A 15,703-nucleotide genomic window follows, 5' to 3' on the forward strand; every position below is an offset into this window, starting at 1 on the left:
AGGGCGGGGAGAATCCCGCCCTATCATTGGGATCAATCGTGCAGGCCCAGCTCATTGGCTGTGCGCCAAATCCGCCAGTGGTCATGCGGCATGTTGGTATGCCGGTTGCCAAACGGGCGGAACGCATCCTGCACCGCGTTGGAGAAACATGGCACGCCGCCGACGTGCGGACTTTCGCCCACGCCCTTCGCCCCAATGGGGTGATGCGGGCTTGGTGTCACGGTGAAGTCTGTTTCGTAGTTCGGAACTTCCCACGCGGTCGGCAGGAAGAAGTCCATCAGCGTACCCGTCTTCACGTTGCCCATGTCGTCGTAGGCAATCTCTTGTCCCAATGCGACGGCAAGCGCTTCGGTGAGGCCGCCATGCACCTGTCCTTCGATGATCATAGGATTGATGCGAGTCCCGCAGTCATCCAGCGCATAGAAGCGGCGGATTTCCGGCACGCCGGTATCAACGTCGATGTCCATCACGCAGACATATGCTCCGAACGGATAGGTCATGTTGGGCGGGTCGTAGTAACTGACCGCTTCCAGACCTGGCTCGATCCCCGGGATGGCTTGGTTGTAGGCAGCGAAGGCGATTTCCTTCATCGTCTTGAACTTCTCAGGCGCGCCTTTGACCACGAAGCGATCCACATCGAACTCCACGTCGTTGTCATGGACTTCGAGCAGGTAGGCCGCGATCATTTGTGCTTTGGCGCGGATTTTACGCCCTGCCATTGCTGTCGCAGCACCCGCAACAGGGGTGGAACGCGACCCGTAGGTGCCAAGGCCATAGGGTGCCGTGTCGGTATCGCCTTCCTCGATCGTGATGCTGTCGGCAGGCAGGCCAATCTCAGAGGCGAGAATCTGCGCGAAGGTTGTCGCATGGCCCTGACCTTGCGAAATAGTCCCAAGTCGCGCAATCGCAGACCCGGTCGGGTGGATGCGGATTTCGCAGCTGTCGAACATGCCAAGCCCGAGGATGTCGCAGTTCTTCACCGGGCCAGCGCCCACGATTTCAGTGAAGAAACTAAGCCCGATCCCCATCAACTTGCGGGTTTTCCCTGCCTTGAAGTCTTCGACACGTTGCGCCTGTTCGGCCCTTAGCCCGTCATAATCGACGGTCTTCAGCGCCTTGTCCCAAGCGGTGTGGTAGTCGCCGCTGTCATATTCCCAGCCGAGGGCCGCTGTGTACGGAAACTGTTCCTTCTTGATAAAGTTGATCCGCCGCAGCTCTGCCGCGTCCATGTTCAACTCAATCGCAAGCACTTCGATCATGCGTTCGATGAAATACACAGCCTCGGTCACGCGGAACGAACAGCGATAGCTGACACCGCCTGGGGCCTTGTTGGTGTAGACGCCATCGACCTCCAGATAGGCGGTCGGGATGTCGTAGGACCCGGTGCAGATGTTCATGAACCCGGCCGGGAACTTGGTCGGGTCCGCGCAGGCGTCAAATCCGCCGTGGTCGGCAGTGACGTGGCAGTGCAGCCCGGTGATCTTGCCGTCCTTGGTGGCGCTGATCTTGCCGGTCATATGATAATCCCGCGCAAAGGCAGTGGTCATCAGATTGTCCATCCGGTCTTCGATCCACTTCACAGGCTTGCCCGTGACGATGGACGCCACGACCGAACAGACGTAGCCCGGATAAGCGCCGACCTTGTTGCCGAACCCACCGCCAATATCGGGCGAGATCACACGGATGTTGTGCTCTTCGATGCCGGAAATCAGGCTGACGACTGTGCGGATCGCATGCGGCGCCTGGAACGTGCCCCAAAGCGTCAGCTTGCCGTTGACCTTATCCATCGACGCCACACAGCCGCATGTTTCGAGCGGGCATGGATGAGTGCGATGATAGTACATGGACTCTTCGGCCACGACCTCTGCATTCGCAATGACCTCTTCGGTGGGGTCTTTGTCGCCTGCCTCCCATGTGAAAATGTGGTTGGGGTGCTTGCGCGGCCCGTGTGCGCCATCAGGGATGGCCCCATCTTCGCCAACCAAGTCTTCGCGCAGAACCACATCGGATTTCAGCGCTTCGAACGGGTCAACGATCACGGGAAGTTCTTCGTACTCAACCTCGACCAACTCGATGCCGTCGGCGGCGGCATAGCGATCTTCGGCCACGACGAAGGCCACTTCCTGACCCTGAAACAGCGCCTTGCCATCTGCCAGCACCATCTGTTTGTCGCCAGCCAGCGTCGGCATCCAGTGCAGGCCCAGCGGCTCCAGATCGGCGGCGGTCAGAACGGCCAGAACGCCCGGCACTTCCAACGCGGCAGCCGTGTCGATATTCTTAATCCGCGCATGCGCATAAGGCGAGCGGACAAAGTCGCCAAACAGCATGCCGTCCAGCTTGATGTCATCGACGTAGTTGCCTTTGCCTTGGGTAAACCGGGCATCTTCCACCCGCTTGCGCGAGCAGCCCATACCCTTGAGGTTGTCGACCCGTTCTTCGCGTGTGATTTCGTCCTTCATTCCGCGGCCTCCTTGGCTGCATTCATTTCAGCCGCGGCGGCCTGAATGGATTTCACAATGTTCTGATAACCGGTGCAGCGGCACAGGTTACCCGCCATACCAAAGCGGATTTCTTCCTCGGTCGGATTCGGGTTCTCTTCCAGCAATTTCGTGGCGCGGGTGATCATCCCAGGCGTGCAATAGCCGCACTGTAGGCCGTGATGCTCTTTGAACGCGGTCTGCAGCGGGTGCAGATCATCAGGGCCGCCGATGCCTTCGATTGTTGTCACCTCGGCCCCATTGGCCTGAGCGACAAACATCGTGCAGGATTTCACGGACTTGCCGTTGATGGTGACAGTGCAGGCCCCGCAATGGGATGTTTCGCATCCAATGTGCGGCCCGGTGATGTTCAGCCGCTCGCGCAGCGTATAGATCAACAGTTCGCGCGGTTCGGCCAGGAATTCTTCGTCCTTGCCGTTCACGTTCAGCTTGATGTGCATTTTCTTTGACATGGTGTGTTTCTCCTACGCCCGCGACCAGGCGCGCTCGATAGCGCGGCGCAGGATGACGCCAGCCACATGGTTCTTGAATGCGACGGGGCCGCGGTTGTCCTCGGTCGGGTCGATATCACCCAGCATCGCAGCCACTGCCGCATCAACTGCGGCGGCATCCACCGATGTGCCCACCAGCGCGTTGCTGGCGTCCTCGGAATAAACCGGCGTGTCGCTGAGGTTTGTCATCGCAATGGAAGCGCTGGCGCAATTGCCACCGTCCTTGACGATCTGCACTGCGGCAGCAGCAGTCGCATAGTCCCCGATCTTGCGCTTTTGCTTTTCGTAGGCGTAGCCACCCTTGGGCGCGGGGATGGTGACGGCGGTCAGTACTTCTTCATCCTCGCGTGCGGTCATATAGGCGGCCTCGTAAAACTCCCGCGCGGGGATATCACGCTCGCCATCCGGCCCGACCACGGTGAACATCGCATCAAGGCATTGCATCAGCCCCGGCATGTCATTGCCCGGATCGCCATTGGCGACGTTGCCACCGACGGTGCCCATGTAACGGACCTGAGGATCAGCGATTTGCAGGGCGGCCTCGCGCAGGATCGGGGCGGCATCCGCCAGACCAGCGTGGTCGATGATATCGGCCTGCGTGACCATTGCGCCGATCCGAATGGTGTCGGCGCTGACGTCAATATCCGACATACCGCCGACATCCTGCAGGTCGATCAAATGGGGCACATCGGCCATGCGTAGTTTCATCATGGGGATCAAGCTGTGCCCGCCCGCCATGACGCGTGCGTCGTCGCCATGCTCCTCAAGAACAGCCAATACTCCGGCCATGTCCTGAGGACGGTGATATTCAAATGCCGCTGGAATCATCGGCTCTCCTCCCTAAAGCGAATGTTCAGTATTGGAGAAAGACTGCATACAGCGGCATGCGCAGGCATCAGAAATTCAATGAAACACAGGTCTTTTGCACGAAATGCGCGCGCTCACGCACCAATTGCGCCGCCCTGCGACGCAAGCACATCTTGAACCACCTTCAGTTTGGAACGGCTCACGGGTGCGGGCGGCAGATCGCCCCCATCGAACAGACAGCGCCCCTTGTCTTTGGTCCGTTCAAAACGGGAGACACGGGCAGGGTTGACCATGTAGCTGCGATGCGTTTGCAAAAATCCCATCGGCAAGAGGCGCTCGGAGGCCACGGTGATAGGCCAGACACAGAACAGCCGTTCGTGCTTGGTATAGATCTGCGTGTAATGCCCATCGGCACGTACGAACATCACGTCCCTTGCCCTGACAAAGACCTTGCTGCCGTCCGCTTCGCAGGGGATCTGTAGATCCGCCTTCAGTTCCGGTGTGGGCTGAGCTTCCTGACGCTCCTCTTCTGATCCGGGCGCGACCAGATAAGTCACGCTCACCCAGAGACACGCCCCGAAGATCACGAAACTGAAGAAGATCACACCAAGCGCCAAGGTTTCATTGCTCATGGAGGGGCCAAATTCGGCAACGTTGGGCTCTTGCACAAAATTGGTTTCTGCAATCGCCAGAAAGTGCACGGAGCACACCGCAACCGCAAAGCAAATCGTCCCGAGCACGATGTTGCGGTTCGTGCGTTTTCCATAGGCGATCCAGAAGGCAAGAATGCACAGTCCAATGGCCACAAAGGAAGAATAGACAACACCCGACGTCGCGTAGACGGTGCGGCACAACTCCAAACCGGCCATGCCAATGTAGTGCATGACCAGAACGCCTGTCCCGACAATGCCGCCCGCAAGCGAAATGATGAACGGTGTGCGGTCAGCGAAATGCAAAAGGATCAGGGCCGCGCCAACAAGAAGGATCGCAGACAGAGCCGACACCAGCGTGATCGCTGCATCATAGTAGAACAGAATCGGCAGCTTCAAACCCAGCATGGCCACAAAATGCATCGCCCAGATCCCGCCTCCCAAAGCGACGGCGGCAAGCGCGATCGAAGCCTTTTTCTGAAACATCGGTTTCTCTGACAGATCGCGGGTCAGCGAAAGACCGGTGAACCCAGCGACAAGCGCGACGACGCAGGACATCACGATCAGGAAACTGCTATGGTTGACGGTCAGAAATTCCATGATGCAGAGGATGACCAAGACTCAAGCGTTTTGCAAACAATGCTGTTTGCACGGCTTCCATTGTTTGCCTTGGAACGCGGTCAGAGACTGCCACAATCCTAAATGACCCAAATCCCTTCGGCAAAGGAACCAAAGCTGCAAAAACCTAAATGCAATGTTCGAATAGAAGACATACAGGCGCTTTGCAGCATCGGTCAATTTTGGGCTCATAGCGGACATTTTCCGCAAGCGCATCATGGCATATTCGGGTCAGTTTTTGACGAGAAGATTAAAGTCATCTGACATTCCACAGGCGCGCGCTCAGCGCAGGATCGGCGGCTTGTCCGGGTCCGATCCGGGCGCTGTCCGGCCCAGTTCCTGCACCTCTTCGGGCTGCGGCAGATCGAAGCGAAGCCCCCATTGCGCCAGTTTCGCCGCCAGCGGATCGCTGGCGCGCACGAAGCTCACATCCAGCGCCCCGGCCTCGATGCCCGAAAAGGTCAGCGCCTCGGACACCGCCTTGGCCAGCGCGTCCTCGGCGCCCGGCACCGCGTCGACGAAGGCCAGCAGGTGATTGCGCGCCCCGCCCTCGTAGGTCGCCGCCGCCAGGTAGGCCAAATGCGCCAGCCCGGTCGCGGTGACCAGTTTCGCGTCAATCGCCGCCAGCATCTCCTCGGGCAATCCCGAGGGCCGGCCGATTTCCTCAATCCGCGCCTCGGCCTCGTCCGGCGCGTGGCCCAGCGTTTCGGACAGCCAGGTCACCGCCTCGGGCGGGATCAGGATCGACGATGGCGCGATTTCGAGGTTGACGCCCAGTCCGATGCCCTGCCCGGCCAGCAACCCGGCGATCACCCGCCCCGACAGCGCCGCGTAAGGCGCCGGGCCACCGACGAATTGCGCCAGCCGGTCTTCGCGGTCGAATACCAGCACGAAGGAATGATCGGACAGCTCGAACAGTTCCGGCGACACGTTTTCGTCTACCGGTTCCTCGCTCAGCAACAGGAACAATTCGCTGTCGGCCAAGCGCTCGTAGAACCGCAGGCGCGCGGCCTCGTTACCTTCATTCTCCGCCATCGCCGCATGGGCGGCATCCAGTGCAGTCAGCTCTGTCATCGCTTTTCCCTCCGGGTTGCCCTGCGGTATCGCGCACCCCATCTATGGGCAAGACCAAACCGCAGCAAGAAGGGCCGCCGCCGAGGAAAACCGCATGGAGCTGACAAAGGAAATCGCCGCCTGCCGGCTTTGCGCCGATCGTTTCGCGGCCACCGCGACCAGTCATGCGCCACGCCCGGTGCCGTGGTTCCGCCCCTCGGCGCGAATTCTGATCGCGGGACAGGCGCCGGGAATGCGCGTGCATGACGCCCGAAAGCCGTTCTTCGACCGGTCCGGTGACCGGCTGCGCGACTGGATGGGGGTCAGTTCCGATGACTTCTATGATCTGGACCGGATCGCCTGTGTTCCCGCCGCCTTCTGCTTCCCCGGCTACAATGCGAAACGTTCCGACCTGCCGCCGCCGCCGATCTGCGCACATACTTGGCAGGACAGGGTGATGGCTGCGCTGCCGAAGCTGCGGCTCAGGATTCTCGTCGGCGCCTATGCCCATCGCAACCATCTGGGGGTGAAGACCAACCTGACCGAAACCGTGCGCAACTGGCGCGCCCATGCGCCGGGAGTGTTCGTGCTGCCTCACCCGTCGTGGCGCAACACCGGGTGGCTGCGCAAGAACCCCTGGTTCGAGACAGAATTGCTGCCGGAACTGAAACGGGCGGTCAGCACCGTGATGGCGACAACACCTTCCGGCAATCCGGCCAATCCTTAAGCCCTAAAACCCGCTGCCGCGTGCCCTGGTGGCTCAGAAGCCGAAATGTTCTGAACTGGCGAAGAAATTCGACCAATTTCGCAAGTCGCAACCTTGCTCACCCGCTCTAAATGGCCTAGTTCTCGCGCCAATTCACGGCCAAGGACATGGAGAGCTTATGTATCGCGTCTGGAACTTTCTGACCAACTACTCGCTACTGTTGATCTTTGGCGCGGTAACCGCCCTGATCTGGGCGAATGTCGACCCGCACAGCTATCATGAGATCGTCCACTTGAAGCTGTGGGAAGATGCCCCGATCGGAAGCCTGCATGACGGGCACCGGACGCTGACCCTGCACTACCTGATCAACGACGTGCTGATGGCCTTCTTCTTCGCCATCGCCGCCAAGGAAGTCTGGGAAGCGATCATCCTGAAGAACGGATCGCTGCGCGGCAAGAAGGCGGCGACACCGCTTTTCGCTACCGCCGGGGGCATGCTGGGCCCGATCGCGGTTTACCTGGGCATGGCCTTTTTCATCTGGCCCGACACCTATACCGACGTTCAAAACGGTTGGGCGATCCCGACCGCCACCGACATCGCCTTTTCCTACCTCGTCGGCCGGCTGGTCTTTGGCGCCGGCCACCCGGCGGTGCGGTTCCTGCTGCTGCTGGCGATCGCCGACGATGCGGCGGGGCTGATCATTCTGGCCATCTTTTACCCGTCGGGCGACCTGGCACCGCAATGGCTTTTGTTGTCACTGGGCGCGGCGATCGCGGTTTTCGTGCTGGCGAACTGGCTGCCGCGCTATCTGGACCGTGGCAACCAGGACCGCCCGGTATCGACATGGATGCGCGCGAAGGTCGGCTTCTGGCCCTATCTGATCGCCGGCGCGGCCAGCTGGTACGGGTTCCAGGAAGCGGGCATTCACCCTGCTCTGGGCCTGCTGCCGATCGTTCCCACCATTCCGCATGCCGACCGCGCCTTCGGGATCTTCAGCGAGGCGGAACAGTACCTGACCGACCTGCTGAACCATATCGAACACGCGCTGAAACACCCGGTCGAGGTGATCTTGTTCTTCTTCGGCCTACTCAATGCCGGGGTGGAGTTTTCGTCGATTTCCGAACCGACCTGGCTGGTGCTTGGCGGGCTGCTGATCGGCAAACCGGTCGGCATCCTGATCTTCGGCATCCTCGGGGCGCATGTGCTGCGCCTTGGCCTGCCGCGGGGGATGCGCACGATCGACCTTCTGGTGATCGGCTGCGTCGCCGCGATCGGTTTCACCGTGTCGCTGTTCGTGGCCTCGGTCGCCTTCCCGGGTGGCGCGGTTCAGGACGCCGCGAAGATGGGCGCCTTGTTCAGCTTCGCCGCCGCCATCATTTCGGTGATCGCAGGCAAGGTTTGCCGAGTGAGCAAGCAAGAACTCTGAACCGAAAACGGAAACAATTCTGGGAAACCGGCGCCAAAAGGTGCCGGTTTTTCTATATTTGGCCTTAATTTTGCCTCCCCCCCCGTGGCATATCTATAGCTAAACCCGCGCCTAGACGTTAACGAACAAGTAACATTGTTTCGGAACAAGGCCCCAAGCGGGGATCGAGAGGAGAGCCGGAGCGAAATGCTCGAATTCGAGAATGTCAGCAAGTCCTTCTGGACCGGCACGCAGCGCAAGGTGATCCTTGACCGCGTGTCTTTCCGCGTGGAACTGGGACAATCGCTTGGCATTCTGGCCCCGAACGGCACCGGCAAGACCACTTTGATCAACATGATGGCCGGGCTTGAAAAACCCGACGAAGGCCAGATCCGCAGGGGCTGCCGGGTATCTTTCCCGCTGGGGTTCATGGGCGGCGTGATCAACAAGCATTCGGCGATGGAAAACAGCCGCTACATCGCCCGGCTTTACGGTCTCGATCCCGACTATGTCGAAGCGTTCTGCCGCTGGCTTTGCGGATTGGACGAATATTTCGACCAGCCGCTGGGCACATACAGCTCGGGGATGAAGGCGCGGTTTTCCTTTTCGTTGCTGCTGGCGCTGGATTTCGACATCTACCTGATCGACGAAGGCATGCCGGGTTCGACCGATGTCGAGTTCAACCGCAAAGCCGGTGACATCCTGCGCGACAGGCTGCGCACAACCACGGTTATCATCGTTTCGCACCAGCCCGCGACGCTGGAAAAATTTGCCCGTTCAGCCGCCGTTCTGTCGAATGGCAAGCTGCATATGTTTGACACCTTGGAAGAGGCGAAACAGCTCTATGACTACGAAACCCAAGGCTAAGAAATTCCGCATCCGGCGCAGCACCCACCCGGCCGGCGCCTCGGCCGAGTCGCGCCAGGACGGAGCGCCGCAGGAACCGCAATCCGACGCGGCCCCGCGCCCGGCCGCCCCCGGCCAGCCGACCCGCAGCTACCTCTCCGACGTCCGCTCCCGGTCGCAGGCCACCGCCGCGGCCCCGGTTCCGCGGCGCCCGCAGGCACAGGTTCCCGGCCGCCCGAAACGGCCCGAACGCGCGGCCGATGGCAAGACCATCGAGGGCCTGGTTTCCTCTGCCTTGGAAACCAGCGTCGATCAGGAAATCGATGCCATCCGAAACGAAGGCCTGACCGGGCAACAGCTGCGCATGGCCCGGCGCGTGGCGCAGAAGCGCGGGCTGGCCCCGACATCGGATTTCGATGCCGTCCGGTTGCTGCGCGCCAACGGGATCGATCCGTTCAAGCGTTCAACCATGCTGGAACTGGTCGTGCCGCAGGGAAACGACAACGAACAGCAGGCCAAGCCGCCGGCAAAACCCGCCAAGACCCAGCTGCCGCAAACGGTGCCGCCGCAGGGGCAGACCCTGCCGTCGACCGAGGTCAGCCCGGCCGAACGGCGCAATGCCGAGATCATGGATATCCAGAGGGACATCGAGCGGCGGCGGCGGCGCAAGCTGACGCTGCTCTTGACCCGGCTGGCTTTCTTCATCTTCCTGCCGACGCTCCTTGTCGGCTGGTACTACTACTTCGTCGCGACGCCGCTTTACGCCACCAAGTCGGAATTCCTGATCCTCGAAGCCGACGCCACCGGCGGATCGGCCCTGGGCGGGCTGTTGTCGGGCACCCAGTTCGCCACCAATCAGGACGCCATCGCGGTGCAAAGTTACCTGATGTCGCGCGATGCGATGAAACGGCTGGATCAGGACATGGGCTACAAGGCGCATTACACGCAGGACCATATCGACCCGATCAAGCGGCTGCCGCCGGATGCATCGGATGAAGCCGCCTACAAGATCTACAAGCGCAACGTGAAAATCGGCTATGACCCGACCGAGGGCGTCGTCCGGATGGAAGTGATCGCCGCCGATCCGCAGACCAGCGCCGCCTTTTCCGAACACCTGATTTCCTATGCCGAGGAACGGGTCGACGAACTGTCCCGCCGCAAGCGCGAAGACCAGATGCGCGAAGCCCGCGCCAGCCTGGAAATGGCCAAACAAGAACGCCGCGAAGCGCAGGAACGTCTGGTCAAGCTGCAGGAAGGAACGCTCTTGGATCCCGAGGGCGAAATGGCCAGCATCCGGGCGCTGATCAACAACGTGGAAATGCAACTGCAGGACAAGGATCTGCAATTGCAGACCCAGCTGAACAACGCCCGGCCGAACCGGTCGAAGGTGCAGGCGCTGGAAACCGAAACCCGGCTGCTGCGGGCGGAACTGGAAAAGCAGAAATCGCGCCTGAACGAAGCCGCAAACGGCGATACATCCCTGGCGGCCAAGGCGGCGCAGATCCAGATGGCGCAGGCCGATCTGGCCACGGCGGACCTGTTCCTGCAATCGGCGCTGCAAAACGAAAAGCAGACCGCTCTGGAGGCCAACCGCCAGGTGCGCTACCTGACAACCTCGGTACGCCCGGTGGCACCGGACGACGCCACCTATCCGCGCGCTTTCGAAAACACCATCTTGGCGTTTCTCGTGCTGTCGGGGGTGTACCTGATGGTGTCGCTCACTGCGTCTATCCTGCGCGAACAGGTTTCGTCCTGACCGCGCCCCCTGAACGCGCGGTCGCCTGCCCAATCGGCAGGCGGCTCCGCGCCTGCTGCCGTAAAAATCACCACCCGTTTGTTGTATTCCCGCCATATGCTGGGCATACAAGTCAGGTGCATTCGTAAATCCGAAGTGAGCCTTAACGTGTCCAAACCCAAATCCGACGTCACCCCCAACACCTGGGAATTCCTCCGCGACCCGATGATTACGCCCACCGGCTTCCGCGAATACGACGCGCGCTGGAAGTATCCCGATGAAATCAACCTGCCGGGGATGACGGCGCTCGGGCTCGGCATTGGCACCCAGATGCGCAAGCACGGGCTCGATCCGGTGATCGCAGTCGGCAACGATTACCGCGACTATTCGCTGGCGATCAAACAGGCGCTGGTGATCGGGCTGGTGCAGGCCGGCATCCGGGTTAAGGATATCGGCCCGTGCATCACGCCCATGGCCTATTTCAGCCAGTTCCACCTCGACGCGCCCGCGGTGGCGATGGTCACCGCCTCGCACAATCCGAACGGCTGGACCGGGGTGAAGATGGGCTTCCAGCGGCCGCTGACCCACGGGCCGGACGAAATGTCCGAATTGCGCGACATCGTGCTGGAAGGCCGCGGCGAACCGGCACCGGGCGGCTCATACGAAACCGTCGATGGTGTGTTCGGCGCATACATGGACGACCTGGTCGGCGATTTCAAAATGACCCGCAAGCTCAAGGTCGTCTGCGCCACCGGCAACGGCACCGCCTCGGCCTTCGCGCCGGCGCTCTTCGAACGGCTCGGTGTCGAGGTGGTCGAAAGCCATAACCGGCTCGATTACACCTTTCCCAATTACAATCCCAATCCCGAAGCGATGGAAATGCTGCACGACATGGCCGATAGCGTGAAGGCGTCGGGCGCCGATTTCGCGCTCGGCTTCGACGGCGATGGCGACCGCTGCGGCGTGGTCGACGACGAGGGCGAAGAGATCTTCGCCGACAAGATGGGCGTGATCATGGCCCGCGACCTGGCCAAGCTCTATCCCGGATCGACCTTCGTGGCGGACGTCAAATCGACCGGCCTGTTCGCCTCCGATCCCGAACTGCAGAAATACGACATCAAGGCCGATTACTGGAAAACCGGTCACAGCCACATGAAACGGCGGGTCCATGCCCTGGGCGCGCTGGCGGGGTTCGAAAAATCCGGCCACTATTTCCTCGCAGGCGATATCGGGCGGGGCTATGACGACGGCATGCGGGTGGCGGTGGAAATCTGCAAGCTGATGGACCGCAACCCGGACATGAAGATGTCCGACCTGCGCAAGGCACTGCCGAAAACCTGGTCGACGCCGACCATGTCGCCCTATTGCGCCGATACGGAAAAATACGCGGTGCTCGACCGGCTGGTGGAAAAGCTCGTCGCCAAGGCCGATGCCGGCGACATGTTCGCGGGCCAGCCGATCAAGGAGGTCGTCACCGTGAACGGCGCCCGGGTGATCCTGGAGGACGGATCCTGGGGGCTGGTGCGCGCCTCGTCGAACACCCCAAACTTGGTGGTGGTCTGCGAATCCAGCAACAGCGAAGCGGAAATGCGCGCCATCTTCGAAGAAATCGACGCGGTGATCAAAACCGAACCGCTGGTCGGCGACTACGACCAGAAGATCTAACCGCAGCCCCCGCGGCAGGACCGAACCGCGGCTTCTTCTTTTCGAAAATATCCCGGGGGTGAATGCGCGCCGCGCGCGAAGAGGGGGCGGCGCCCCCTGCCCCGCTAGCGGGGCAAGAACCGGTTCGGATCGAGCGCCGCGACAACCTCCCGCGTCACCTCCGGGCGGAGCCCCGCGATCAACGCCGCGGTCAGCCGCGACAATGCCGGGGCGGTCTGCACGCCATACCCGCCCTGTCCGGCGAGCCAGAAAAACCCTTCCGCCCGGGCATCGAAACCCGTCAGCGGGGTTCGGTCGGGGGCGAAGTTGCGCAACCCGGCCCAGCTGTGTTCGACCCGGGTGACGGGCACGGTCACCGCCTGTTCGAAACGGTGCAGCCCCTCGGCCAGCACCATGTCGTCGGCCCAGGCGTCCTGCGGCTCGACCGGGTCCTCGTCGGCCGGGCTGACCATCAGTTTGCCGGCCTCCGGCTTGGCATACCAGCGTTCCGTGACGCTGCCGAACAGCGGCCAGCGGCGCACGTCATGGCCCTCGGGCGCGGGCAGGATCGCCGCCGTTCGGCGCATCGGCTGTACACCGATGGGCGATGCCCCGGCCATTTCCGCCACCGCACCAGCCCAGGCCCCGGCGGCATTCACCACGATCGGCCCGGCGTAATCGGTGCCGTCCGCGGTGACCTGCCAGATGCCGCCGCTGCGCCGCATCGCCGTCACCGGCGCACCGGTGACGATCCGGCCGCCGCGCGTGGTGAACAGACGCTGATATCCCGACAGCATGCGGTCGACGTCGATATCCTGCGCGTCCCATTCGATGGCGGCCCGCGCGATACGTTCGGGACGCAGGATCGGCACCAGTTCCACCGCCTGCGCCGGGCTCAGCATCTCCATGCCGGTCGCCCCGGCGACATAGGCCTCCAGATCATCCACTTCGTCCTCTTCGGCTAGAAGCAATTCGCCGCGCGGCGACAGCAGCGAACTGTCAGCAACGCCTTCGGGGGCCTCCATGAACAGGGCCGATACCGCGTTCAGCGCCCGCAGCGTGGCGTTGCCGTAATTGCGGATGAAGATCGCCGCCGAACGCCCGGTCGAATGATAGCCGGTGCGCGGTTCCGCTTCGAGCAGCAGAACCGACATGTGTTCGGCCAGCATCGCGGCGGCGCTGACCCCGGCAATGCCGCCGCCGATGACGACCACATCCGCATGGGTCATGCCGCCAGCCCGCGCCCTTTCAGCAGCGCCTCGACCCCCGGCATCCGGCCCCGGAACGCGGTGTAGAGATCCTCGGCCTCCTTCGAGCCGCCGGTGGACAGGATATGGGCTTCCAGCGCCTTGGCTTTTGCCGGGTCGAACGGATCGCCCGCTTCCTCGAACGCCTCGAAGGCGTCGGCATCCATTACCTCGGACCACATGTAGCTGTAATAGCCCGAACTGTAGCCGTCGCCGGAAAACACATGAGCGAACTGCGGCGTGGCATGGCGCATGGCGATCTGTTTCGGCATACCGAGCCGCTCCAGAACCTCAGCCTGCATCGTCATCGGGTCGACCGGGGCCGCACCCTTGTGGAATTCCAGGTCCACGAGGGCGGAGGCCACATATTCCACCGTCTGGAATCCCTGATCGAAATTCGCCGCTCCCAGCACCTTGTCCAGCATCGCCTTGGGCATCGGTTCCCCGGTTTCGGCATGGGTGGCGAATTCTTCCAGCACCGCAGGGACTTCCAGCCAGTGTTCGTAAAGCTGGCTGGGCAATTCGACGAAATCGCGCGCGACGGAGGTGCCCGAGATGCTTTCATAGGTCACGTCGGACAGCATCTGGTGCAGTGCGTGTCCGAATTCGTGGAACAGGGTGCGCGCATCGTCATAGGACAGCAGCGCCGGGTCGGCCTTGGCGAAGTTGCAGACATTGATGACAACCGGGGCCTGCACTTTCGGGAACTTCGCCTGTGCCCGCATCGCCGAACACCAGGCACCCGAACGCTTCGACCCGCGCGCGAAGTAATCGCCGATGAACACCGCCACGTGCTTGCCGTTCCGGGTGACTTCCCAGCCGCGGCAGTCGGGGTGGTAAAGCGCCACGTCCAGCGGTTTGAATTCCAGCCCGAACAACCGGTTGGCGCAGGCAAAGGCGGCCTCGATCATCCGGTCGAGCTGCAGGTAGGGTTTCAGCGCCGCCTCGTCCAGATCGTGTTCCGCCTTGCGCCGCTTGGCGGCGTAGTAATGCCAGTCCCAGGCCTCCAGGCCGCCGTTGATCCCGTCCTTGTGCATCATCGCCTCAAGCACCTTGGCGTCTTCCTCTGCCCGCACCTTGGCCGGTTGCCAGACCGCCAGCAACAGCTCCTCCACCTTGTCGGGTGTCTTCGCCATTTCGGTTTCCAGCTTGTAGGCGGCGAAATTGTCGTAGCCCAGTAACTTGGCGCGTTCTTCGCGCAGCTTCAGGATTTCGGCGGCGATATCACGGTTGTCGTGATCGCCGCCATTGGCCCCGCGCGCCACGAAGGCCTTGTAGGCTTTTTCGCGCAAGTTCCGGCGCGGCGAAAACTGCAGGAACGGCGTGATGATCGATCGCGACGTGGTGACGATGGGACCTTCGACGCCCTTTTCCCTGCCCGCCGCGCGCATCGTGCCAACGACGAAATCGGGCAGCCCTTCAAGGTCCTCCTCGCCCACTTCCATGAACCATTCGCGCTCATCCGCCAGAAGGTTCTGGGTGAACTGGGTGCCCAAGGTGGCCAGCCGTCCCTTGATTTCGGCCATCCGCTTGTCGGCCTCGCCTTCCAGTGCAGCGCCAGCGCGGACGAAACCGCGATGGGTCAGCATCAGCACCCGCTGCTGTTCCTCGCTCAGCCCCAGGTCGTCCTTGCGCGCCCAGAGATCCGCCACCCGCTTGAACAGCGGCTTGTTCGACGAAATCGCCGCGAAATGCGCCGCCAGTTTCGGGGAAAAGTCGCGCTGCAGCTTTTCGCGTTCGGGGTTGCTGTCGGCCCCGGCGACGGTGAAGAAGACCGACAGCACCTTGTCCATCGCCTCACCCGCCGCTTCCAGCGCCTCGATGGTGTTGGCGAATGTCGGCGCCTCGGGATTGGCCGCGATGGCGTCGATTTCGGCGTTGTGCTGGGCCAGCGCGGTTTCGAAGGCGGGGGCGAAATCTTCGTCCTTGATGCGGTCGAAGGGGGCGATTTCAAACGGCGTGTCCCAATGGGACAGAAGCGGATTGGTCATGAACGGGTCTCC

At 61.9% G+C, this 15,703-nt stretch carries 12 protein-coding genes; 5 read left to right on the top strand and 7 right to left on the bottom strand.

What is annotated here, in order from left to right:
- Positions 1–32: 32 nt before the first annotated feature.
- The 5 genes from IT775_RS07440 to IT775_RS07460 form a co-directional block, all read right to left on the bottom strand.
- Positions 33–2,459, bottom strand: a complete 2,427-nt coding sequence (locus IT775_RS07440) for an aerobic carbon-monoxide dehydrogenase large subunit (protein ID WP_212700461.1) — start codon at positions 2,457–2,459, stop codon at positions 33–35.
- The gene (locus tag IT775_RS07445; protein WP_212700462.1) at positions 2,456–2,950 is read right to left on the bottom strand and encodes a (2Fe-2S)-binding protein; all 495 of its coding nucleotides are present in this window, start codon (positions 2,948–2,950) and stop codon (positions 2,456–2,458) included. Before IT775_RS07445 ends, IT775_RS07440 begins: the two co-directional genes overlap by 4 nt.
- Positions 2,951–2,962: 12 nt before the next feature.
- Complete coding sequence (locus IT775_RS07450) at positions 2,963–3,817, bottom strand: FAD binding domain-containing protein (RefSeq protein WP_212700463.1); 855 nt, start codon at positions 3,815–3,817, stop codon at positions 2,963–2,965.
- Between the two features lie 113 nt (positions 3,818–3,930).
- Positions 3,931–5,046 (bottom strand): MHYT domain-containing protein, encoded by a 1,116-nt coding sequence (locus tag IT775_RS07455; RefSeq protein WP_212700464.1) that lies wholly within the window; start codon positions 5,044–5,046, stop codon positions 3,931–3,933.
- 300 nt (positions 5,047–5,346) lie between these two features.
- Complete coding sequence (locus IT775_RS07460; protein ID WP_212700465.1) at positions 5,347–6,138, bottom strand: SseB family protein; 792 nt, start codon at positions 6,136–6,138, stop codon at positions 5,347–5,349.
- 94 nt (positions 6,139–6,232) lie between these two features.
- Here IT775_RS07460 and IT775_RS07465 point away from each other — a divergent pair, with 94 nt between their 5' ends.
- The 5 genes from IT775_RS07465 to IT775_RS07485 all read left to right on the top strand — a co-directional run bounded on the left by IT775_RS07465 (position 6,233) and on the right by IT775_RS07485 (position 12,474).
- The gene (locus tag IT775_RS07465) at positions 6,233–6,844 is read left to right on the top strand and encodes a uracil-DNA glycosylase family protein (protein ID WP_212700466.1); all 612 of its coding nucleotides are present in this window, start codon (positions 6,233–6,235) and stop codon (positions 6,842–6,844) included.
- A 157-nt stretch (positions 6,845–7,001) separates the two neighbouring features.
- Positions 7,002–8,249: a Na+/H+ antiporter NhaA gene (locus IT775_RS07470; protein ID WP_212700467.1), complete on the top strand. Its 1,248-nt coding sequence runs from the start codon at positions 7,002–7,004 to the stop codon at positions 8,247–8,249.
- A gap of 186 nt (positions 8,250–8,435) precedes the next feature.
- Positions 8,436–9,095, top strand: coding sequence for an ABC transporter ATP-binding protein (locus tag IT775_RS07475; protein ID WP_212700468.1), 660 nt, complete (start codon positions 8,436–8,438; stop codon positions 9,093–9,095).
- Positions 9,073–10,830, top strand: a complete 1,758-nt coding sequence (locus tag IT775_RS07480) for a KpsE/RkpR family capsule polysaccharide export protein (protein ID WP_212700469.1) — start codon at positions 9,073–9,075, stop codon at positions 10,828–10,830. The genes IT775_RS07475 and IT775_RS07480 overlap by 23 nt, the downstream gene beginning before the upstream one ends.
- 147 nt (positions 10,831–10,977) lie before the next feature.
- On the top strand, positions 10,978–12,474 hold the full coding sequence (locus IT775_RS07485; protein ID WP_212700470.1) for a phosphomannomutase/phosphoglucomutase: 1,497 nt from the start codon (positions 10,978–10,980) through the stop codon (positions 12,472–12,474).
- A gap of 104 nt (positions 12,475–12,578) precedes the next feature.
- Here IT775_RS07485 and IT775_RS07490 read toward each other — a convergent pair whose 3' ends face one another.
- Together IT775_RS07490 and IT775_RS07495 are read right to left on the bottom strand one after the other, a co-directional pair.
- Positions 12,579–13,682, bottom strand: a complete 1,104-nt coding sequence (locus IT775_RS07490; protein WP_212700471.1) for an NAD(P)/FAD-dependent oxidoreductase — start codon at positions 13,680–13,682, stop codon at positions 12,579–12,581.
- Complete coding sequence (locus IT775_RS07495) at positions 13,679–15,691, bottom strand: M3 family metallopeptidase (protein WP_212700472.1); 2,013 nt, start codon at positions 15,689–15,691, stop codon at positions 13,679–13,681. The genes IT775_RS07490 and IT775_RS07495 overlap by 4 nt, the downstream gene beginning before the upstream one ends.
- Positions 15,692–15,703 lie beyond the last annotated feature (12 nt).

The sequence above is a fragment of the Thalassovita aquimarina genome (genome assembly GCF_018219815.1).
GTDB classification, from domain to species: Bacteria; Pseudomonadota; Alphaproteobacteria; order Rhodobacterales; family Rhodobacteraceae; genus Thalassobius; species Thalassobius aquimarinus.